Below are 21139 nucleotides of genomic sequence, written 5' to 3' on the forward strand. Positions count from 1 at the left end.
CGTGCCGGTAGAGGAAGTAGGAGTTTCAAAGGTTTTCTCCCTCCTTCCCCTCTCCATCACCCCACCAATCTCGGGGCAGTTCCTCTGGGAGGACAAGAGGACTCTGGTCCTCAAACCCAAGGGGGCTTTTCAGGAGGCGACGCGGTATGCCTTCCGCTTTCGGGATGATTTCCGCGATGTGCGGGGGAGGCTCCTTGCGGGACGGCACGATTTCACTCTCTTCACGGAACCTCTTCGAGTCATTGACGTGAAGCAAGTGGACTACACCACGGAAGGCGGGGTCGTTCTTGAGTGTTCCTTTTCCTTACCGGTGCTACCTCAAAAGCTTCGGGGATTCCTTGTGCTTTTTGGCCCTGAGGGAAACGAGATTCCCTATTCTCTTCCCCTTGGTCCGGCAAGTACCCGCCTCTACGTGACCACAGCGCCTCTTGAAAGCCCGACCCTCACGGTGGAAATTACCGAGGGGCTCACAAGCGAGCGAGGACCCCTTGGCCTTGAGAGTGTGTACCGGAAAGTGATTACGGCAACGTATGCCTTTGAGATTCTTGGGTACTACGTGTACTTTGAATCGCCTGAGCGGTGTGTCATCGCCTTCAATACCTCGACTCCTGTTGATCCAGAACAGCTTACCCCTTTCATTCAGGTGACTCCTGAAGGTCCATTCACCGTTCGCCGAAGCTACGGGGGTTTCGCCGTTGTCGGGCCCTTCCTGCCGCGGGAACGAAAAGTCATCACGGTGAAGAAAGGAGCACAGGCCAGAAACGGTGCAAAACTCCTTTCCGACTTCACTCAGGCGGTTATTATCCCGGACCTCTACCCATCCATATCCTTCCCGGTTGCGGGGCTTTACGTGAGTTCTTCCCTGGGGGCTCGAATCCCCGTAACCCTTGTGAACGTCCCGAAGGTACGGCTTACGCTCTGGCGGCTCTACGACAACAATATTCCCATTGCCTTAGCCAATCTCCCTCAGGTTCCTGCTCAGGCCTTGGGAGAGCTTGTCCGGGAGGATACCGTTTTCAACGATAGCCCCCCGAATACCTTGGCTCGGAAAGCCATAGACCTTGTTCGTCTCACCGGAGGCCGCAAAGGGACGTATCTCCTTGTTGCCCAGGATGCAAGCGAAAATGGTTGGGCCTTTGCGGAGTACCTCTTTGCCTTCACCGATATCGGCATTGTGGCGAAGGTTTTCCCCCAGGGGATTCTCGTCTGGGCCAATTCTCTGAGTGACGGTTCTCCCCTTTCCGGAGCCTGGGTCAAGGTTTTCTCCCGGACTAACCAGCTCCTCTTCGAGGGGACCTGCAACGAAGAAGGGGTTTTCCTCGGTACTCGGGACGTTCCCTGGGGTGAGAAGGAAACCCCTTACATCGTGACCGTTCAAACGGAAAGGGACCTTTCCTTTGTGACCTTAGAGGGAGAGCTTTTTGCCACCTCAGGGTTTGATGTCACGGGGAAAGAGTACCTGCGCAAAGGCTACGAGGCCTTCCTCTTTCTCCCCCGGGGAGTTTTCCGGCCTGGGGAAGAACTCCGTGCCCAGGCCATCGTCCGGGGACCGCAATTCTCCCTTCCCCCGAGTTTTCCCGTGAAGTTTGTGGTCAGGAACCCCCTTGGTCGAAGTATAGGAGAGATCACCGAGACGCTGTCCTCCCAGGGAAGCGCAACGCTCGCCTTTGCCATCCCCGAGAACGCCCCAACAGGTGCCTATACCCTTTCGCTTTCCCTTCCCGATGGGAAGACCCTCCTTGCGGAAAAAGTCTTCCTTGTTGAGGAGTTCGTCCCGCCTCGCATTCGCCTGGAGGTTGCTGCGAATCCTTCTTCGGTAAGGACCGGAGAAGATGTGACTGTTGCCATCTCGGGAGAGTACCTCTTCGGCCGAAAGGCCGATAGTCTCCCTTACAGCGCTCAGGTGACCTTCGAGAGTGCCCCTTTTGCCCCTCCGGATTTTGCTACGTACACCTTTGGGAACGGGGAAATTTCTTTTACCCCGGTGACCCTGTCCCTTGGGGAGGGGGTGCTCGATGCTGAAGGGAAAGCAACCTTTTCCTTCACCATTCCTTCTGATCTCCGCCCGCCGGCTGCACTCACCGGAAAGGTCACGGTCACTGCAAGCGACCCCGGAGGTCGACCGGTAGCCTCAAGCGCTACCTTTTCTGTTTTCCCCTACCCCTTGTACTTTGGCCTTGCGTTTCCGGAAAAGGAATTCGAACCGGGAGAACCCATAGTCTTGAGCCTTGTCGCCCTTGACCCCTCTGGCAATCTGAAGGAAACCGAAGCAACCATCCGCATTTTCCGCATCCTCCGTCACTTCGTTCTTTCCTCTCCTGAGGAAGGTGGAGGTCTCCGGTACCGGGAAGAGGAGGAGCGGATTCCCGAGGTCTCAGAGACTGTCTCTCTGCCCCAGGGGAAGGGTACCTATACCTTCACCCCGGAAACCTACGGAGAGTACCTTGTGGAGGTGACGGACCCTGCCTCCTCAAGCACCACGACTCGACGTCTCTTCGTCTTTGGTCGATACGGATTTGCCCTTGGACCTGGAGCGCTCCCGGATCGGGTGATTCTTGCCTTGGGGAAACCCCGCTACGCCGAGGGTGAAGAGGCAGTTTTGTCCTACCGGGCACCTTTTGCCGGAAAAGCCCTCTTCACGATAGAAACGGACCGGATAGTTTCTGCAAGAGTTCTTGATGTTTCTGAAAGCGGAGAGATTCGTTTCCCGGTCACCCGTGAAATGTTCCCGAACGCCTACTGTTCTCTTGTCGTTCTCCAGGAAGGTGCGCCTAAGGAAGGCTTGCCTCTTCGAGCCCTTGGAGTAGTACCGCTTTTTGTTGAAGCGAGTCGTCACCGCCTCGGGGTTACCCTCGAAGTTCCAGATAGAGCAAAGCCGGGGAAACCTCTTTCCCTTAGGGCTAAGGTCACAGATTCTTCCGGGAATCCTGTTTTTGGTGCCTCGGTGACCTTTGCGCTTGTCGATGTGGGCATCCTTACCCTTACGGATGAACCTGTTCCCGATCCCTTCGGCTTTTTCACCGCTAAACGCCGATTAGGGGTTGGGACCTTTGACCTCTACAGCAGCCTCGTTTTGGGAGAGCCTGAAACGACGCCTCTTCTCCATCCTGCCGGAGGAGCTCCGAAAGAGGCTTTTCTTCGAGCACAGCTTTCTTTCCTTCGCCCTGCGCTTTTCCGAATCGTTTCCGTATTTGCCCCGGATTTCACAACCGATGCCCAGGGAGAAATTACCGCAACCTTTGACCTTCCCGATGTGGCCACAACTCTTCGGGTGGTCGCGGTAGTCTTTAAGGACGACCGCTTCGGAAGCAGTGCCCGGGAGGTTACCCTTCAGGAAGACCTTGTTTTCGAGCTCACCCACCCAAGAGTTCTCGCCCCGGGAGATTCCTTTGTACTCCCTGTTACCGTCTTTTCCCAGAAGGATACTCCTTCCTCGGTCACCTTGGCCCTCGTGGCGAATGACCTCCTTGAGGTCATGCCGAAGGATGCTTCCTTTGAGCTCCCACCGAGAGGAAAGGAGATGGTTCTCTTCACGGCGCGGGCCAAAGAGCTTGTGGGCGATGCTACTTTGGAGCTCGCCGTCCGTGCGGATGGAGAGGAGAAGCGTTCCACTTTCCGCTTCCCGGTTCGTCCGCCCTTCCCGAGAATCCCGGTAGTGCTCACTGGAAAGGTGGAACCGGGAGAGACGGTGACAGTGGAGGTGCCGAGAGACTTCATCGCTGCAACCCTGAACGGGAAACTCTTCCTCTCGGGGACACCGGATGTCGACCTGAGGAGAATCGCCACCTTCCTCTGGGACTACCCGTACGGCTGTCTTGAACAGGTGGTCTCAAGCGCCTGGGTAGCTCTGCTTTTGCCTGAGCACCTGAAGGAAGAGGACCCCCTTCTGGCTCCCGAGGAGCTCGCCGCAAGGCTCCTTGACCGGAAAATTCGCCGGATTCTCTCCCTTCAGACGTACGACGGCGGCTTCAGCTCCTGGCCCCAGGGCGAGAGTACCCCCTGGAATACGGCGTACGCACTCCATTTCCTTCTCAGCGCTCTGGACCGTGGAGTTGCAATCCCTCGGGAACCCCTTGAGGCTGCCCGGGATTACCTCCTCCGCTTCCTCGTTGCTCCGCCATACGGTACCGATGACGAAAGCTTGCAGGACTTCTACACCACCAAAGCTTATGCTGCCTACGTTCTCTCCCTTTTTGGAGAGCGGCCCCTTGCCACCCTTGAGGAACTCCGGGAGAAACGCCTCTACCTTCGGAATTCGGGGCTTCTCTTCCTTGCGCTGACGTACGCATCTTTTGGCCAGAGAGACTTGGCACAGAATCTTGCCGGGAATTACACTCCGTCTCTCTACGGAGAGCCTCAGACCGGAGGAGTTCTTGAATCTCCTCTTCGGGAGGGAGCCCTTGCTCTTCTCCTTTCCCTTGAACTCGACCCAACACATGCTCAAGCGGCAAACCTTGTGGCGAATCTCCAAAAAGCAATTGCCGAACGGGAGTACTTAACGACTCAGGAGGGAGCTTTCCTCCTCTTTGCCCTTTCCCGGTACTATGCTCAGGAGAAAAGGGGTGGCCTCTTCTCGGCGCGACTCTCTGATGAGAGAGGAAACATCCTCGCTTCTTTCACCGAAAAAGATGCTGCAGCGATTGATATAGCACTTTTGCCGCCTTCACCGTGGAAACTGACGAATGAAGGTGGTGCTCGTCTCTTCTACGCCCTTGTTGCTGACGGCGTTCCTCTTGTTCCTCCAGAACCTTGGGATCGGGGGATTCAGGTGCGGAAGACCTACCTTGACCGGGACGGCAACCCCCTCGAGAACGGTGCTGTAGAGAAAGGCGATGAGGTGGTGGTTCTTCTTGACATCGAGGCACCAGCGCCTCTTGAGAACGTGGTTATCGTTGACCTTCTCCCCGGAGGACTTGAGCCTACGCTGTCTGAGGAGCCTCAAGAGGGCATCGTTCCTGCTTTTGTGGACCGTCGGGACGATAGAATTCTCATCTTCTTCTCCTACCTTGAGGGTAAGGTTTCTTACCGGTACCGTACCACCGCGGTCACTTCCGGAACCTTCACCGTTCCTCCGGTCAAAGCTGAGTGCATGTACAACCCTGGGATTTCGAGTCTTTCCGGTGGTGGAACGCTGAAGGTGGAGTAGAGGTACACCCTGGGGGTCCCTCCCCCAGGGTTTTTTCTTTTCTGCCCAAAGATGAAGCTACTTTGCTTGCAGTGACCTTCAAGAGGAATTCTTGTGAACCTCGTGGTTTTCGTTTGTGGAACAATCTCAGACTGCTCCGTCCTTTTGTTTCCGAAGCAACCTCTCGTTTCCGGGACGTGAGATTGTTTTGGGCTTGCAGCCCTCACAAAAGCACGCTGGGGAAGGAGATGGTCATAGCCCGTTAGAAACGAAGACCAGAGTTAGAGCTGTTATCAGTCGGGCTGTTTTTGCCATGATGACGCTCTTGGCGATTTCCACCACAAAATGAGCGTCATCTATGGCTTTTCGGGCATCTTCCTCTTTGTACTCTTCGGTAGGAATGAAGTCTATGTCGCCGTAGAAGGAGAGTTCTCTCTCTTTGGAGCCTTTTCGATATTGCTGCCACCTCTTGGAGCTCTTCGTTGGGAATGGGTACGAATCTATCAGCATGTTCGAGGATAAGGGGACCGACGTCGTGGTATTTGGGAGGTTCAATGCCCACAGCTTGGAGCATTCCTTTCGTTGCAAGCTCCACAATCTTCTGGGCTTCCTTGACGACGTCAGAGTAAGCTCCTTTCCCAGGGAGAACCTCGAGTACATCCAGTCTGTCCGTGGCTTTCTTGAGGTAGCTCTGGGCTAACGTGATGTTGGTCATAGTTCGAACGTTTCCCCTGGTTTGTAATCAGGTTTTAGGTCCCAGTACCAGGCATCGCCTTTCCATATCCTTCTGGCATGGAGCTCTGACAGTCTCATTTTGAGCCTCTCGAGCACTTTCTCAAAGAATCCGTCTCTGTCAAAGAGTATCCTTGCATCCTCGACCATATCAAGGAAAAGGGGGGAACCGGGAAGGGCTTCTTCAGGAGTCTTGAGTACCGGTGACAGGTAGGTATTGATGCCTTCTCTGGCAAGCTCTTTTAGAAATGGCTCAAGTCTTTGCTCCACGTTTTCGAATTCCTGGACACGTTTCATCCTGCCCTCAGGAAGGTCTTTGGCGATTATGAGCACGTCGACATCGGAATCGTACCTCTGCGTTTGCCTCGCCACAGAGCCAAAGAGAACCACAGAAACAAGTCGGTCCTGGTAGAAGGCAAGAAGCTCTTTTACAAGCAACTCTTCTAATTGCCTGAATTTCTCTTTAAGCATAGCGGTCTTTCTATTCCCCGTATATTGTACCATTCGTAACCCGCTTTTTATCTCCGGAGCGGTCTCTTGCATCCTGCGCCAATTTGATTATTCCGCGGACGTGTGATATACTTTAGTAAATCTATAATTTAGGTAGGAAATGGAGTGAGGACCATGCGTCGTGTCTACCTTCGCATAGAGGGAATGCACTGCCCAAGCTGTGCAAAGCTCATCACGAGTGAGCTCTCGGGCATCAAGGGGGTCAGGGAAGCGCAGGTGGACTTCGCGGAGAAAAGAGGGGTTGCAGTTTTCGACGCTGAAGTTGTGAGTGTTGCCGATCTCGTCAGGGCTATAGAAAAGCTTGGCTACAAAGCAAGTCCTGAGAAGGAAGAGGAGACAGAGAATGAGCCCTCAAGCGGAGAGGAAGAGAAAGCCCGGGATGCGCCAGGGACAAAGAGGGTTACCCTCCAGATTTCTGGCATGCACTGCGCCTCATGCGCCCTTCTCATCGAACGGGAACTCCGTGAAACCCCAGGAGTCAAGGAAGCCCAGGTGAGCTTTGCTTCCGAGAAGGCGTGGGTGGTTTTTGACCCCCATGCCGTCTCCGTTCCAGACCTTGTTCAAGTAGTCAAGGGAGCAGGATATGGGGCATTTCCTGAGGAAGAAGTCGGTACCCCTTCTTCCAGAAAGGATGCAGCCGTTTCCCTTGCCCGTCGGAGATTCCTATGGGCGTTTGCCCTGAACCTTCCTCTCCTCTTTTTCATGGTCTTGGATTTTACCCCGAGCTTCCCCGGCTGGGAATTCATCCATCCCTTCATGGGTCTTGTATCCTTCCTTGTAGCCACTTTCGTCCAGTTCATCCTTGGAGCGCCATTCTACCGGGGTCTTTTCACCCAGGTGCGACTCCGCCTTTTGGGCATGGATAGCCTCATTGCCATTGGAACTTCGGTAGCCTACGGGTACAGCCTGGTGCTCTACCTTGGGTATGTTCTTGCCTCCCGGTCCTTTCTTTTCCAGCACGGGGTGGAAAAACCACACCTCTACTTCGAGGTCTCGGTTTTTCTTATCACCTTTGTGCTCCTTGGAAAGTGGCTTGAAGCGGAAACGAAAAGGCGTACTTCCAGGGCTATTGAGAAACTCCTTGCCCTTCAGCCCAAGACGGCCCGAGTCCGGAGGGATAGAGAGTTTGTTGATATCCCCCTTTCTGAAGTCGCTGAGGGAGACGTTATCCTTGTGCGTCCTGGGGAAACGGTACCGGTGGATGGGGAGGTGGTCCGAGGTTACGCGGCAGTCGATGAATCGCTGCTTACCGGGGAGAGTATTCCTGTTGAGAAGAAGCCGGGAGATACCGTCTTTGGCGGAACGGTGAACCAGGCAGGGAGCTTCGAGTTCGTGGCCCGCCGGGTAGGAAGAGATACCGTTCTTGCCCGTATCATTCGCCTGGTGGAGGAAGCAGAAAGCTCAAGAGCCCCCGTCCAGAACCTTGCCGACCGCATCGCCGGTGTTTTTGTCCCGTTGGTTCTCCTTGTAGCTTCTCTGACCTTCCTTGTGTGGTACTTCATTTTTGGGGCCTCCCTCTCTTTCGCTCTCATGGCCATGACTTCGGTTGTGGTCATCGCCTGTCCCTGTGCCCTGGGCCTTGCAACGCCTACGGCCCTTATGGTGGGACTTGGAAGGGGAGCGGAGTTGGGGATTCTTGTCAAAGGTGGGGAGTCTCTCGAGCGGGCGAAGGACATAGACGTCGTTATTTTTGACAAGACCGGAACCCTTACCCGGGGGAAGCCTGAAATCACCGATGTGATTGCCTTTTCAGGAAGCCAGAGGACGGCACTTGCCGTTGCCGCTTCTCTTGAGGCTCGTTCGGAGCACCCTCTTGCCTCAGCTTTCCTGCAGAGGGCAAAGGAGGAGTCCATTTCTCTCTTTGAAGTCACCGAGCTCTCTGCTTTTCCCGGGAAGGGCCTCGTTGGAGTAATTGACGGCGTCCAGTACGTTCTCGGGAGTCCTTCCTTCGTTGCCGAAACCCTTGGAATCTCCCTCGAATCATACAGGGATCGTATTGCCCATCTCGAAGAGGAGGGGAAGACTGTCGTTGCCCTGGGCTCAGGGGGAAGCCTTCTGGGGCTTTTTGCCCTTGCTGATCCTCCAAAAGAAACGGCAAAAGAGGGAGTTGTGGCCCTCAAGCGCATGGGCCTTTCGGTAGCCGTGGTCTCCGGGGATGCGCAGCGGGTGGCCCAGGCGGTGGCGGGGAAACTTGGTATTGAGACAGTTTTCGCCGAAGTGCTCCCCGAGGTTAAGGTCGCCATCGTACGGGAACTCCAGAGGGAAGGGAAGCGGGTCGCCTTTGTGGGCGATGGTATCAACGATGCCCCTGCCCTTGCCCAGGCCGATCTTGGGATTGCCATGGGACAGGGGTCAGACATTGCCCTTGAAGCGGGGGACATCGTCCTCGCCCGGGGGAATCCTCAGGATGTAGCGTTGGCCCTTGCCCTTTCCCGGGCGACCTTAGGGAAAATCAAGCAGAACCTCTTTTTTGCCCTCTTCTACAACGTCCTCGGCATTCCTATTGCTGCTCGGGTTTTTGCTCCCTGGGGTCTTGTGCTCCGGCCAGAACTCGCCGGCCTTGCCATGGCCTTGAGTTCCGTTTCGGTCGTCTCGAATGCCCTTCTCTTGCGGCGCTTTACGCCAGGAAGGCAAGACCTCCTCTCCGCTTTTGCCCCTTTCCTTCTGGCTGCCTTCTTTGTCGCTGTATTCTTTGCCTTTGCCTCGCTGAGTAAGTGAGGATGTGGAAAAAGGACCGGGTCAAACCCGGTCCTTGGGTCCTCAACCTGTTATATTACATCGTATATCAGCCACTTTCCATCGTGTTTCTCTAACTGGAATGTTGCATCCCCTTGAGAAGGTCGAAAAGGAAAGCAAGAGGGTTCTGCTTGACCTGGACAGGTAGCGCAGATCTCTATCGAGCTCAGAACTGCTTCAGCACGGTTTCCATTTATCTCGACACTAATCAGTTCAGTGTCTGCAGTGATTTCACAAGGAGCAAGAGGTTCTATGAGCTCAGCACCCTGCTCATACAGGGAATTGAGTCGCGTATCAAGTGGTCCACCAGGTACAAGGTAAGACCTCGCTTCCTCGAGATCAGAGGAGAAAAGGGCCTTGAAGCAATTCTCTATGGTGGCTTCTATTTTCTCCTGGTCACTTACGGTAGTGGCAGTTCCACTGCAGCCGCAAAGGAGAAAAACCCACAGAGCAAGAAGGATGAGAATAACCTTCCTCTCCTTCATTTTTTCACCCTCCTTTAGGGATTTTCCTCGACGCCAGCGGACGCACCTTGTTCTGCGGTTTGTGTGTTCCCCTCCTTGTGGGACACAGCTTGGTTTCCGAGGAGTACTTTAAACTTGATGATTGTCGTGCTCTTCGTTCTTACCCCCCTTCCTTGGTTGGGATCGAGTGACTCAGTTAGATTCAAGACGAGGACTCCAGAAGACCTGGATTACCCTGGTGAAAAGGATGTTATGGAATTACTGTAGCCTCAGTTGCTGAGGGAAACATGCCATCTCCTCAAAAGGTTTCTGCCTCAACCAGGGAACGGAATGCTTCTCGAGGAAGTCACCTCCGCCAGCAAGTCCTTGGCTCAATTAGCACAGGATGTAAGGCATCATGGGTTGTTCCAGGTGTGGGGTGGAGTGGCTTGCACCTTGCAGTGAAAAGAGTCCTGGGCCTGAACCCAATCAAATGATCTCACCCCCTCAGGAACTTTTAACGGTCACCGTAGCCGTACCGTAAGAACAATTTCCAGCCACATCACAGACCTTGACTATCACTGTATACGTTCCCTGGGTGGTGAAGGTGTAGGTAAAGGTCGGACCAGAAGCAGAAAAAGCAGAGGGACAACTGCTCCCGCTGTAGCCCTGTGTTCCCCCTCCGCTCACAAACCACTGGTAGCTCTCTATTTTGTACTCATCCTCAGCTTGAGCAGTAAAGGTAAGTGTTGTTCCTACGGAAACGGTGAGTCCATTGGGAGTGATGGTGACGTTTGTAGGCGGCCAAAAGTCCTCTCCGAACTGGAGGACGGGAAAGTTAGCCACGATAGTCTTCTCCATGGAATGGCCTCCATCATCTCGGATGGAAGCCCTCAGGGTGAGGAAGAGATTCTTGGTCCCATAGTTCTTCCAGAGGTAGTCGATGGTATCCTGGAAGAAGAGAGGTAGATTCGAAATAACATAGGGACTTGCCTGTCCGGGGTTAGGGATGGTGGGTTCCAGGGAAGAGTTTGGTGGAACGTAGTACGCAAGGAGTAACCTCTTTGTCAGCCCTGCGACGTCACCTTCCTCGGTAGAGTAAATGTACCTCAATTCTTCTATGGTGAATCCCACTTCGTTGAGGGGGTAGATGATGAGGTCAAAAGTGATGCCCTGAAGTAGCTCAAATTTATCAGGTCCCCCGATGTCGGGAGGTTCCTGAAAGGAGTAGTACATCCGCACCTCGGCTTCTGGGTTCACAATATTCCAGAGCCCCTTTTCGAACCAGTTGCACCCCCCAGCAAGGAGCATAGCTACAAGCACCATGATGCTCAAAGGGAACAGTTTTCTTTCCATGCCCATTCCTCCTCTATAGCTTCACAGAGATGCCAGCATAGAGCCCCTCAAAGTCCATCTCGTCGGAGAGCCCAAATGGCTCACCCATCATCCGCCTCCGGTATCCAAGAACGAGGGCAATCTTATCTGAGAGGGCGAAATTTCCTTCTGCCTGGGCCCATAGATTACTCGCGCGGGTATTCCACTGGTACTTTACCCCTCCCTTTAGAGAGAGCTTTCCCTCGCGGTGGGAGAGCTCAAGAAGAGCGGAATAGAGTTCCTGGAATTTGGAAAGATGGTACCCCAGGCGAACATGCCAGGCAAGGTGAGAGGTGAGGAGTCCCTCCTTTCCGAAGGACAGGGAGTACACCGAGCGAGATCCCTCTCCCCACGAGCCTTTCCAGGTTATCGCCAGGTATTCATTTTTTGAGGATAGTATCGGAGTTCTAACTCTCCCTTGCCTCCTTCCGAAGGTGCAAGGAGCAGGTTTCCTTCAAGGCGCCAGGAGATATCTTCTTGCCACTTGAGGCCGATGCCAAGCCACGGCAAAGCGCAGTGCTTTCCCACCAGAGATGCGGAGAAAGCAAGGAGTTCCATATTGTGGAGAGGTCCTGGTTCCTGCACAACAATTTCTCCCCTCGCTTTCACGCTTGCAATGGTTTCTCGAGACGGGGATTGCTCTTTTTCTGCCTGGAGGAAGAGGACAAGCTTTTTTCCCTCTTCCCTGGTGCGGTGTGCGGTTCTCTTCCTGGAGACCCTTTCTTTTCCCTCCTCTTCAAGCCCTGCAATGGATATGACCTTCCCCTCCTGGGCGATAACCGACGTTTGGAATGTCCGCTGGATCACAGAAAGCGCAGTGCGTCGCGTCTTCGCCAGGTTTTTCGTCGCAAGGGTGACATCAAGAAGCAGTGTGTTTTCGGCAATCCTGTGAGGACGGACCTTCAGCGTGGTGCCAACGTCTAACCTCTCCACGGACAGAACCTCTCTCTGAGAGCCACTCTGGATTGGGTAGTACACTTCGCCCGTTGTCGATACTTCTCCTTCTTCCCCCTCAAGGACGAGAATTTCTGCTTCAGACCGCACGGTCACCTTGCCCTCTTCCGCAAGGCCCTCAAGGTACGCCTTAAGCGTCTCAAGGCGCGCAAGCGGTCCTCCAAGGTCTACCTCCTGCACTGTGATACTCACCGTGTCTTTGGGGAAGGTGATCCCCAGTTGTTCAAGTTCCTCTTTACGCCCTTCCACCACGAGGGCCCGGACAAGGATATGAGGCTTGGGGGCATCTAAGGCTTTGACCTTTTCAAGGATGGACCTTCGTTTCGGCTCTTCCCCGAGAACAAAAAGCAGGTATTCTCCTCCGGGTACGAGGGCATCGCGGTACTGTGGCAGGGCACGGATGACCTCCTCGGCCTTCACAAAGTGGAGGTCGTAACGCTCCAAAGGGATTCCGTCCCGCAGGAATTCTGTCGAGGAAGGTGTACCGATATAGTAGACGCCGTTTGCCCGGAACCAGGAAACACCGGAGCCCTTGAGGATGAGGGAGAGTGCTTCCTCGAAGCGCACGTGGTCCTTGCGGAGGTTTACTGTTCCCGAAACCGGCTCAAGAAAAACCACTTCCACCCCAGCCTGGAAAGCACAGGTCAGAATGGCCTCCTTCCGCTCCACCCCGGGGCAGAAAAGGTCAATGAACTCCTTGCCACAAACAGGACCGGAGAGAAAAAGCACCGCAATGAGACTAAAAAGAACAAGGGAAACTCTTTTGGAGACCACCTCCTGCCTCCTTCACTGCGCGATGGTCGGCGTGATGAGAATAACGATGTCCTTATCTTCGCTCACCGTCTTGTGGCTCCGGAAGAGACCTCCGATGAGAGGGAGGTCCCCAAAGAAGGGAACCTTGCTCTTTGTGGTCACCTCGATGAGCTGCCGCAGACCCCCAATGACCAGGGTCTCCCCGCTTTTGACCCGTACTGTGGTGCTGACCTTGCGCCTGCTGATGACCGGGAGTTCCTGAATGCCTGAACCCACGACGTTGCTCACCTCGGGGGCAAGGTTGAGAACGACCTCATCCTCGCCGACAATGTACGGTGTCACCCGCATGACGACTCCGGCTGAGATGGTTTCAAGGCTTGTGGTGGGGTAGGCGGTGGTGCCGGTGGTGATGGCGTAGTACTCATCCCGCGTTACGCTGATTTCCCCCGTTTCTCCGTCCAGCACCACAAGACGGGGATTGGAGCGGATTCGGGCTTTCCCCTCCCGCTCGAGGAAGCTCAGCGTGGCCACGATGCGTTCTAAGCGCTGGAATACGCCCCCAATGCTTGCCAGCTCCCCAAACTGTAAGGTGTACCCTCCAGACCTCGTCCCTCCCCACTCTATGCCCAGGTTCTTTGCTTCTTCTCCAGATATCTCCGTCACCACGGCGTCGATGACCACCTGCTTTTGGGGACCATCGATTGTGGCTGCCATGTCCTTGATCTTTTCGATGATTTCCTCCGGTGCGGTTACAACGACAAAGCGAGCCCCTTCTTTGGCTCTGGTGAACTGGGCATAGTACTCCGGGAGGAGCTTGACGAACTCATCGGCAGTCAGACTCCGTAATCCCAGTTTTACCGTCCTCGCCATACTCTTGAAAGCGGGACTGTCCGTGGTCCCGGCACTCACAAGGTAGTAGCCTTCCATCTTCGTGTAGGTGAGGCCCAGGGGAGCAAGTATCATCTCGAGAGCCTTCTCAAGAGGAACCTCATTGAGCTCAAGGCTCACTATGCCCGTCACTGTGTCATCGCAGAGGATGGGCACTCCAACCTGAGTAGCCACATCCTGCAGAACCTCCCGCACATCGGTGTCGATGAAGACGTTCGTCACAAGGGGTGCTACCTCCTCTTCCTCTCCTAAGGCCGGAGAGGACACGGCAAGAAGAAAAACGAAAAGAATCCCTATCAGGTACCTGCGTGTTGAAAGCCGCATTGTGCCTACCCTCCTTTACTCTCTTACCAGGGACAGGAGACAGAGCTCCCCTTGGTACGTGTCGGGCTGGTCGGAAAAGACCGTCTGCACATAGAGGTTGTCAAGGACGATTTCCACTTCCCCTCTGTCAAAGGGGCCAAATTCCAGCCCTTTTTCGAGAGCGATGTATGTGTCCTTCACTTTCCGGAAAATACGGGCGGGAGGGATAAGGCCACCCTTTTCTCCTCGCAACCCTTTGGTGGAGAGGAGGATTTTCCAGGGAGCGGTATTGGATTTCCCGCGAATCACCACCGACCCCTCAAGAGGGTAGAGCCCCGGAGGTCCCTGGACGACGAGGTTCAGGGTACCTTTCTTCTCGGCCTCAAGGAGCACCTTTTCGCGAGCCTCTACCTTCACCTCGAGGGGAAGCGGGGGTTCCCCTGGTCCCCCGTCTTTTGTAACATGCTGGAAGAGGAGTAAGAATTGGTACGTATCGGGTGGGATTCTCCAGTCAGGCTCAAAGAGGAGCTTGACCTCTACCACAGTGTCTTCCCTGAGTGCGCTACCCTCCATGAGTTTGTGGGTTCCCTCCTCAAGGCCCTTCACGGTGCCCCATGGGCCCTCAAGGGAAAAGCATTGCAGGACTTCTTCGTTCTTCTTTGGGGCTTCGGTACTGACGAGGACAGCCCACCGGGAAGATGTACTCCGCAGGACGAGGTGTACCTTTTCCTCATAGGTATTGCCGGGGAGGCACTCGCTCAGGGATACTGTCTGACGGTCAAGGAGAAGGTGAGGGAGAGATTCCTGCGCCCATCCCCCGCATGTTGGAAGGAGCACCCCCAGGAGACACCCAGCACCGAGAAGGCAGATAATGAATTTCCACATAATCTCCCCCTCCTCTTTCCATTGTACAAAAGTGGGGTGATTTTTGGGTATCCTCTTTACGCTTCATTTTCTGGGTCAGAAGTCCCAAAAAAGTTTCTTTTCCAGGACTTTTTGCCCAAGAACAGGTCCTTCTTGTCCTAAGAGTATGTGCATGGTACAATGCCTAAAAAGGTCTGTAGTAGTTTTCGGGGGAGGGGAGCGCATTGGAGGAGGGGTTTCCAGAGCGGGAGTCCTGCTCTTATTGCCTTATTGTCGACGATCACCGGCTCTTTGCCGAATCGCTGAAGCTGGTTTTGGAGCAGAAGTTTCAGTGGTGCAGCTGGGTTATTGCATGTAGCGGCAAAGAGGCGCTCCAGTTCGCTGCCCACGGGAAGGTGCATCTTGCCCTTGTTGACATCCAGCTTCCGGATATGAACGGCATCACCCTCATCCGCAGACTTCTCGAGCTCAATCCCAAAACTCTTGTTGTGGCGCTCACCGTTGATGAATCCCCGGAAACGGTGATTGGAGCCGTGACCTCGGGTGCGTGTGGTTACCTTCTCAAAACATCCTCTGTGGAACGGATGTGCCGGGATCTGGGTGCCATCCTTGAGGGGGATCTCGTCATCGGCACCGAAGTGGTGCCACTTGTCGTTTCCCATCTCAGGAGGTCTGGTCCCTCCCAACGGAGCAATTCTTTGTCCCCCCTTGTCGGGCGTCTCAGTCAGCGGGAACTTGAAGTCCTTGCGCTCGTCGTCCAGGGGAAAGACAATCGCACCATTGCTCGGGAACTCTTCATCAGCGAAAAGACGGTTAAGAACCATGTGAACCGCATCCTGGAAAAGCTTGGCGTTGCCAGCCGGCTCCAGCTCGTCGTCCTGGCTTTCAGGGAAGGTCTCCTCAACGATGACCTCAAGCTCTCCATGAGCTGACTCCAGTTTGTCATTCTTTGACGTACCCGGAGAGAAATCATAGGTCTTTTGGCCTACAGGAATTTTGGTATTTTCCGCCCATATTTTTGGTTCTCTGGTACCTTCCTCTTTCCTCTTAAGAGAATCTATCCTGATACAGGGGAATGATGGTATGCAGCGGAGCTTAGTTTTTTTCTGGGCTTTCTGTATACTCCTTTTGCACAGCGGAGCAGCCTTTGCCGACTCCTGGCAGGAGTGGCCGGGTCCGAGCGTCATCCTCTCTGCTCAGGTGGAGCCCTTCGTGCACATCTCGGTCTCCTCGGAGTACGAGAAGGACGGCAAGCCCCTGGTGCAATTTTTCTGCGACCGGGGTCCGGGAAGGTACGAGGGGAATCCCCTCAAGGTGTGTGTGAGCGCCAACGTGCCCATCAAGATTTACTGCAGCGCCACCGATCTCCAGGGAGAGGCCGGAACCATCCCCGTCACACAGCTTGAGGTCTCCTTCGACGACCCGGAAAAACCCAACGACCCATTCCACCCTCTTTCCAAGGAAGACAAAGAGGTCATGGTGTACAATTCCCCGAAGCCGGTGAGCTTCGAAACCTCGTGCGTCTTCCGCATCGAGATCACCCCGCGCGAGGGAGCAGGACAGTATGAGGGTCAGGCTTTCTTCACCGTGCTCTATAAGCTGTAGCCTCTTCTGGGCCGTACTCCTTCTGGCTTTTGAGGGTGTTGCCTGGGGGAGGCTCTCTCTGAGCGTCTCCCCGCCTCTTGTGGAACTTGCCCTTCCCCCGGGGGGTGTGAAGCGCTTCACCGTGAGCCTCACAAACGAAGGCGAGGTGAATGCCCTGGTCGCGGTGCGCTTCGTGTCCTTCGCCCTCTCCCCGGACGGTGAGGTGGTCTTCCTTGAGGAACCCGACGCCTTTTCCCTGGCTCCCTGGATGAGCACAAAAGGCAAGAACCCGCTCGTCCTCCGGGGAGGGGAGAAGCGGGAGCTCCTCTTTGAGATACGCGTGCCCCACAGAGGGCAGGGGGGACGGTACGGCGCCGTGCTCTTCGAGGCCCTGCCCGCCGAGACCCCTTCGGGAATGGCGGTGGGAATTCGCCTGGGAACCCTGATTCTCGGCACCTTTCCTCATTCTTCGGGGGCCAGAGGAAAGATTGTCGACCTCAGGGTGGAAAAGGGGAGGATAGAGGTAGAGGTGGAGAACGTGGGAGATGTCCACTTTCCGGTGAGTGAGGGCGAGGTGGTGGTAAAGACCGACGTCGGAAGAGTCCTCCGGCGGGTGCATCTTGAGGGGACCGGGCTCCTCCTTCCCGGAGGCAGGCGCCTGCTTCAGGGGGAGCTTGGGGAAGAAGTCCTGCCCGAGGGATGCACCTTTGAGGTCCGGGTTTTCACCCCCCGGAGAAACCGCCGGGTTCTCCTTGACCGGATGGTCGTCTCCAGCCCCGACAAAGGAGGTGGCGGCGAAAGGAAAGACAAGGAAGAGTCACAGGGAGTGGAGTAATCCCGGGGAAAAGAAAAATGAAAAGGAGGGATGAACGTGAAGTACCTGGGGATTCTTGTGGTGGCGGCGCTGGTTCTCTTGGGCAGTGTGGCGATGGCGGATTTAATAGCATATGGTGATTGGGGAGCACTTTATGGAGAGGGTGGGATAAATACGTCAGGTATTCCACATCAGACCTCTCACGAGATTGGTTGTACACTCCAGGTAGTGGTTTACCCATACTTGGTTCTCAAAATCAACCATACCCAGTTCTACTGGCACCTTACACAGGCACTGGGATTGGATGAAGGTGAGAAGGACCAGGATGGAAATGTTTATTACCCCGGTGAAGCTGGTGTAGAGGTAGCAAAGGCAGAATTCATCACGAACTGGCCTGCAATAAACATAGCATGGAGTGGCATCGGTTGGGATGACAATAATGCTCCATCCAACCTGATTCCCCAGTGGAAACTTGTGAGTGGAGATTATTCCTGGGGCTGGTATGACCATAAAAAAGTTAATGATGGTAGCTACATATGGCCGGTCCAAGACTGGTGGCAGCCACCGCAATATCCAACAGGAGACCACTACGAGCTATGGAGCAGGATCAAGATTCCTGCGGGTACAAAGCCAAGTCCCGGTACATACAAGGACGAATTTACCGTTACCCTGAGCATGGCCGAGTTGTCGTCGTAGCCATAAACCCCAGTCCATGAGATGGAGAACAGTTGCCCTAAGCGTTGTTCTGTGGTTTTTCCTGCTTGCGACTGGGAGGGCGCAAGTGCAGGTGACGCTTGCGCCCCTCTTTGTGGAGCTTTCCCTGGCCCCGGGGAAAAGCGAAAGGGCTCTCTTTTCTCTCAGCAATCGGGGTAATCAACCCCTCACGTTTTCCTGCGTTGTTTCGCCGGTCCGTCAGGGAGTGCGGGGAGAGTACCTGCCTGTTGAAGAACCCCATGAATCTCTCCAGTGGGTAAAAACCAGTGTTTCCTCTTTCACCGTAGACCCGGGCAAGCAGAAGGAAATCCCGGTTGAAATCACCATTCCTCCTTCCTTCTCGCCGGGCTCCTACACCTTAGGCCTTGTCCTCACCAACACCCATGCAGGTGGGGAGAAGGTGAACATCAGTGCCCGCCTCATCGGGGTAATCTTCCTCGACGTCCGCCGTCCGGGGGTGGCGCAGACAAGAAGCGGCAGGTACGCCGAAATCGAGCGCTTCGAGGTGAGGCAGGACGAGCGGGGCATCCGCTTCGTTGCCTTCCTGGCCAATCGGGGACGGTACTTCGTGGACGTGGAGGGGCGGGGCAGGGTCGTCGTCGCAGACCGAAATGGGAAGAAAGTCGCCGAGGTCCCCATCGGAGGAGGCAGGGGAAGGGTCATCCCCGGGAACTCCGTCGGTTTCTCGGCACTCCTTGTGGACCCCCTCCCGAGGGGAGAGTACACTGCCCTCATGCAAATCGACTACGGAGGGCTTCGCCCGGCGGGAGCCCGGCTCTCGTTCTCCTGCGAGGGTCTCAAGCTCCTTGAAGGGAAGGCCTTCGTGCAGAAGGACACCGAGGAGAACGTCCCTGTGGTCCTCAGCGTTCCCAGCACCACCGTGGAGACGAAAATCGTCCCCGGTGCCAAGCGTACCCTGAGCATCCCGGTGCGGAACGACTTCCCGCTTCCTGCCACCGTGCGGGCAAAACTCAAGGATGCCTCAAGCGCTGACTCGGCCCGCTGCGCAGAGTTTGCCTCTGTCGACCCGGAGGTCTTCGAACTCCCTCCGTACAGGACAAAGACCGTCCGGCTCAGCGTCAATTTCCCCGCTGTTCTCCCTGCGGGCAACAAGTACCTCCGGGTGGACCTCGTCCCGGAGAGGGCGGGGGAGAAAGAGCTGAGCGAGGAGCTCAAGGAGGCCTCCACAACCTCGGTATTCTTCCTCTTTGACAACGTCCGAGGGGAGAAGAAAAAGGGCCTGGCCCTGAAGGGCGTGAAAGTAGAGCTCCTTCAGGGTGAGAGCGGCTTCTTTCCCCGTTTCCTCATCACCTACCTCAATACCGGCAACGTCCACCTCAATCCTTCCTGCCAGGTGGAGCTCCGGGAAATCCCCAAAAAAGAGCAGGGCGTGGTCCTCGAGCGGGTGGGACCGGTGCTTCAACTCCGCGCCGAGCCTTCAGGGGAACTTGTTCTCCCCGGAGAAGAAGGAACGGTGGTCCTCACCGGAGAACAGAGCCTTGCACCGGGGACCTATACCCTGGCCATCACCCTCCTTGAGGGGGAGGAAGAGCTCCTCCACGAGGAGACCACAATCACCCTCAAGGGCCACTGAAGCAGAGTCCCGCAAGGGTTTCCGGGTATTTCCAAATTGGTGCCGCGTGACGTTTTTTGATGGAAAACGGATGGAATCGCCGCTCCCCTTTCATTCACCCCGAGGATTGTGGCAAAACCCAGTGAGCAGGGTGCAGGGGGCGGCACGACTTCCAGGGGTGACCAGGGACAAGAGGCTGCTTTGGAGATGAAGTGGTGCACGATGGACCAGGAAGGACTCAACAGGGTCTTGCGAAACCTTGCTGAGAGGTACGCTCATTTGGCTGGAGAATATCTCGACGAGAACCTTGTTTCCGTTGTTCTTTTTGGCTCGGTTGCCAGGGGTGAGGCTACGCAGAAATCGGACATTGACCTACTCATCGTTTGCAGGGATTTGCCCAAAGGGATGTTCAAACGCCATGCCTTCCTTGAGCCCATAAGAGAGCAACTCCAAAATGAGCTCGAGGAACTCTGGAAACAGGGGATTTACGCAGACTTTACCGAGCTCGTTTACACAAAGGATGAAGCTGACAGGTTCCACTGGATTTACCTTGACATGATCGAGGACGCAGTACTGCTCTACGACAGGGAAGATTTCCTGCTTGGAGTTTTTGAAAGGTTGCGAAAACGGTTGGATGAACTCGGGGCACAGAGGAAGACACTGGGCAAAATTCGCTACTATGACCTCAAACCCGACTTGAGGGCAGGAGAGGTGATAGAGCTTTGAGTTGGTTTAAAGAAGCGTATTCCAGGAGAAATCGGTCGAGAAAACCCTGAGAAATCTGGTGGTAGAAAAGGACTCGAATCCCCCTTGCTTTTTGACAGGTGCCCTTGCCGGATTCCATTGCGCCATGTGAAAGGACGGAGGGCCCTTCTTGCCTTGTGGCTACTGATTACTGATAAATTCCAGGTCACTTACCGGAACCACCACGTTACGAAAGCGTGTGCTGTTTCTACCACCTTTTCCGCTTTCTTGCGAATTTCCTCGGCATCCTCCCGGGTGTACTCTTCGTACGGTACCCAGAGGTGGTCCTTTTCGATGCCCGGATAACGACTCCAGGTGACTTCCGGTTCAACCTCAAGGCTTACCCTGGCGATGCTCATCAGAGCCTCTTTCCAGTTCTCATCGACCGGGAGTTCTCGAACCTTCCTGAGGAGAATTTCGCCGACAAAGTGCGTTTTCTGGAATTCCCCAAAGGATATTCCCCAAAGGATATAAGGATTGCTTTCACCGACTTCTCCACTGCTTGCTGGAAGTGGTACACCGCTTTGTCAAAGTACCCCTCTTTTGCGAGGATGTTACCAATGTCAAACACAGAGCACGTGCCTAAAGGAACGTTGGCTCTCGTCCCCTGGTTGGGAATCGCCACCCACCGGGAAGTTTCTGTATCCCCCGCTTGGCGATATACTCTCGTGTCTCCTCGATGAGCCTGGCAAGGAATCCATCCGTGTCGTAGAGAACAATGCCCTCTGTAGCAATGTCAAGGAAAAGGGGGTTGTGGTTGCGGAAGTTTGCGACGCACTCATCCCTCGTGAGAAGAAGAATATCAAGGGGGAAGTCTGTCAAGAGCTCTTCCTTTATCCGGGCAATGTCCTTGCCTCTTCTGTGCCACCTGTCACATAAGGCATCAGCCACAACGAGGACATCGACATCGGAGTCCCGCGTTTTCTCCCCCCGTGCCCATGAGCCAAAGAGGGCTGCTGCCACCACCTTCATTGGCAATTTCTTGAGTCCCTCTCGAAGAAGCGCCACCATTTCCTCAAGTTCCATAG

The 21139-nt window shown here is 55.0% G+C and carries 18 protein-coding genes and 1 pseudogene; 8 read left to right on the plus strand and 11 right to left on the minus strand.

Going from position 1 to position 21139, the window contains the following annotated elements; genetic code table 11:
• Window positions 1-5146, plus strand: a 5146-nt coding sequence (locus H5U36_01080; protein MBC7216778.1) for an alpha-2-macroglobulin family protein, incomplete at its 5' end; no start/stop codon positions are given.
• Window positions 5147-5377: 231 nt separating this feature from the next.
• On the opposite strand, the pseudogene H5U36_01085 reads toward H5U36_01080, so the two are convergent.
• Window positions 5378-5840, minus strand: a pseudogene (locus H5U36_01085) (HEPN domain-containing protein).
• On the minus strand, window positions 5837-6328 hold the full coding sequence (locus tag H5U36_01090; protein ID MBC7216779.1) for a nucleotidyltransferase domain-containing protein: 492 nt from the start codon (window positions 6326-6328) through the stop codon (window positions 5837-5839). Before H5U36_01090 ends, H5U36_01085 begins: the two are co-directional and overlap by 4 nt.
• Before the next feature lie 153 nt (window positions 6329-6481).
• Here H5U36_01090 and H5U36_01095 point away from each other — a divergent pair, with 153 nt between their 5' ends.
• Window positions 6482-9085, plus strand: a complete 2604-nt coding sequence (locus H5U36_01095; GenBank protein MBC7216780.1) for a heavy metal translocating P-type ATPase — start codon at window positions 6482-6484, stop codon at window positions 9083-9085.
• Window positions 9086-9135: 50 nt separating this feature from the next.
• Here H5U36_01095 and H5U36_01100 read toward each other — a convergent pair whose 3' ends face one another.
• The 6 genes from H5U36_01100 to H5U36_01125 all read right to left on the minus strand — a co-directional run bounded on the left by H5U36_01100 (window position 9136) and on the right by H5U36_01125 (window position 14703).
• Window positions 9136-9588, minus strand: a complete 453-nt coding sequence (locus H5U36_01100; protein ID MBC7216781.1) for a hypothetical protein — start codon at window positions 9586-9588, stop codon at window positions 9136-9138.
• Between the two features lie 465 nt (window positions 9589-10053).
• Entirely contained in the window at window positions 10054-10872 is an 819-nt protein-coding gene (locus H5U36_01105) for a PKD domain-containing protein (protein MBC7216782.1), read from the minus strand.
• Between the two features lie 43 nt (window positions 10873-10915).
• Window positions 10916-11251 (minus strand): hypothetical protein, encoded by a 336-nt coding sequence (locus tag H5U36_01110; protein MBC7216783.1) that lies wholly within the window; start codon window positions 11249-11251, stop codon window positions 10916-10918.
• Between the two features lie 35 nt (window positions 11252-11286).
• The gene (locus tag H5U36_01115) at window positions 11287-12648 is read right to left on the minus strand and encodes a hypothetical protein (GenBank protein ID MBC7216784.1); all 1362 of its coding nucleotides are present in this window, start codon (window positions 12646-12648) and stop codon (window positions 11287-11289) included.
• Window positions 12649-12660: 12 nt separating this feature from the next.
• Window positions 12661-13839, minus strand: coding sequence for a hypothetical protein (locus H5U36_01120; GenBank protein MBC7216785.1), 1179 nt, complete (start codon window positions 13837-13839; stop codon window positions 12661-12663).
• A 15-nt stretch (window positions 13840-13854) separates the two neighbouring features.
• Window positions 13855-14703: a hypothetical protein gene (locus tag H5U36_01125; GenBank protein MBC7216786.1), complete on the minus strand. Its 849-nt coding sequence runs from the start codon at window positions 14701-14703 to the stop codon at window positions 13855-13857.
• Window positions 14704-14906: 203 nt separating this feature from the next.
• Between H5U36_01125 and H5U36_01130 the strand changes: the two genes are divergently transcribed.
• The 6 genes from H5U36_01130 (at window position 14907) to H5U36_01155 (ending at window position 20093) form a co-directional block, all read left to right on the plus strand.
• Entirely contained in the window at window positions 14907-15614 is a 708-nt protein-coding gene (locus H5U36_01130) for a response regulator transcription factor (protein ID MBC7216787.1), read from the plus strand.
• Window positions 15615-15765: 151 nt separating this feature from the next.
• Window positions 15766-16287 (plus strand): hypothetical protein, encoded by a 522-nt coding sequence (locus H5U36_01135; GenBank protein ID MBC7216788.1) that lies wholly within the window; start codon window positions 15766-15768, stop codon window positions 16285-16287.
• A complete protein-coding gene (locus H5U36_01140) occupies window positions 16247-17101 on the plus strand; it encodes a hypothetical protein (protein MBC7216789.1) in 855 nt (284 codons plus the stop codon). The genes H5U36_01135 and H5U36_01140 overlap by 41 nt, the downstream gene beginning before the upstream one ends.
• 30 nt (window positions 17102-17131) lie before the next feature.
• The gene (locus H5U36_01145; protein MBC7216790.1) at window positions 17132-17776 is read left to right on the plus strand and encodes a hypothetical protein; all 645 of its coding nucleotides are present in this window, start codon (window positions 17132-17134) and stop codon (window positions 17774-17776) included.
• Window positions 17777-17861: 85 nt separating this feature from the next.
• Complete coding sequence (locus tag H5U36_01150) at window positions 17862-19388, plus strand: hypothetical protein (protein ID MBC7216791.1); 1527 nt, start codon at window positions 17862-17864, stop codon at window positions 19386-19388.
• A 186-nt stretch (window positions 19389-19574) separates the two neighbouring features.
• Window positions 19575-20093 (plus strand): nucleotidyltransferase domain-containing protein, encoded by a 519-nt coding sequence (locus H5U36_01155; GenBank protein MBC7216792.1) that lies wholly within the window; start codon window positions 19575-19577, stop codon window positions 20091-20093.
• A gap of 188 nt (window positions 20094-20281) precedes the next feature.
• On the opposite strand, the gene H5U36_01160 is transcribed toward H5U36_01155, so the two are convergent.
• Genes H5U36_01160 through H5U36_01170 form a run of 3 tightly spaced genes read right to left on the minus strand, consistent with a single transcriptional unit; the run spans window position 20282 to window position 21137 of the window.
• On the minus strand, window positions 20282-20470 hold the full coding sequence (locus tag H5U36_01160; GenBank protein MBC7216793.1) for a hypothetical protein: 189 nt from the start codon (window positions 20468-20470) through the stop codon (window positions 20282-20284).
• A complete protein-coding gene (locus H5U36_01165; GenBank protein ID MBC7216794.1) occupies window positions 20470-20682 on the minus strand; it encodes a HEPN domain-containing protein in 213 nt (70 codons plus the stop codon). The genes H5U36_01160 and H5U36_01165 overlap by 1 nt, the downstream gene beginning before the upstream one ends.
• Window positions 20683-20693: 11 nt before the next feature.
• Complete coding sequence (locus tag H5U36_01170; protein ID MBC7216795.1) at window positions 20694-21137, minus strand: nucleotidyltransferase domain-containing protein; 444 nt, start codon at window positions 21135-21137, stop codon at window positions 20694-20696.
• Between the last annotated feature and the right edge of the window lie 2 nt (window positions 21138-21139).

Source organism: Candidatus Caldatribacterium sp., assembly GCA_014359405.1.
In the GTDB taxonomy this organism is placed as follows: domain Bacteria; phylum Atribacterota; class Atribacteria; order Atribacterales; family Caldatribacteriaceae; genus Caldatribacterium; species Caldatribacterium oleiphilum.

Excerpts from the sequence above, each read along its gene's own strand:
- H5U36_01145 (MBC7216790.1), top strand. The coding sequence starts at position 17,132 with ATGAACGTGAAGTACCTGGGGATTCTTGTGGTGGCGGCGCTGGTTCTC.
- H5U36_01160 (MBC7216793.1), bottom strand. The coding sequence starts at position 20,470 with ATGAGCATCGCCAGGGTAAGCCTTGAGGTTGAACCGGAAGTCACCTGG.
- H5U36_01155 (MBC7216792.1), top strand. The coding sequence starts at position 19,575 with ATGAAGTGGTGCACGATGGACCAGGAAGGACTCAACAGGGTCTTGCGA.
- H5U36_01100 (MBC7216781.1), bottom strand. The coding sequence starts at position 9,588 with ATGAAGGAGAGGAAGGTTATTCTCATCCTTCTTGCTCTGTGGGTTTTT.
- H5U36_01140 (MBC7216789.1), top strand. The coding sequence starts at position 16,247 with ATGAGGGTCAGGCTTTCTTCACCGTGCTCTATAAGCTGTAGCCTCTTC.
- H5U36_01090 (MBC7216779.1), bottom strand. The coding sequence starts at position 6,328 with ATGCTTAAAGAGAAATTCAGGCAATTAGAAGAGTTGCTTGTAAAAGAG.
- H5U36_01135 (MBC7216788.1), top strand. The coding sequence starts at position 15,766 with ATGCAGCGGAGCTTAGTTTTTTTCTGGGCTTTCTGTATACTCCTTTTG.
- H5U36_01105 (MBC7216782.1), bottom strand. The coding sequence starts at position 10,872 with ATGGTGCTTGTAGCTATGCTCCTTGCTGGGGGGTGCAACTGGTTCGAA.
- H5U36_01120 (MBC7216785.1), bottom strand. The coding sequence starts at position 13,839 with ATGCGGCTTTCAACACGCAGGTACCTGATAGGGATTCTTTTCGTTTTT.
- H5U36_01170 (MBC7216795.1), bottom strand. The coding sequence starts at position 21,137 with ATGGAACTTGAGGAAATGGTGGCGCTTCTTCGAGAGGGACTCAAGAAA.
- H5U36_01095 (MBC7216780.1), top strand. The coding sequence starts at position 6,482 with ATGCGTCGTGTCTACCTTCGCATAGAGGGAATGCACTGCCCAAGCTGT.
- H5U36_01125 (MBC7216786.1), bottom strand. The coding sequence starts at position 14,703 with ATGTGGAAATTCATTATCTGCCTTCTCGGTGCTGGGTGTCTCCTGGGG.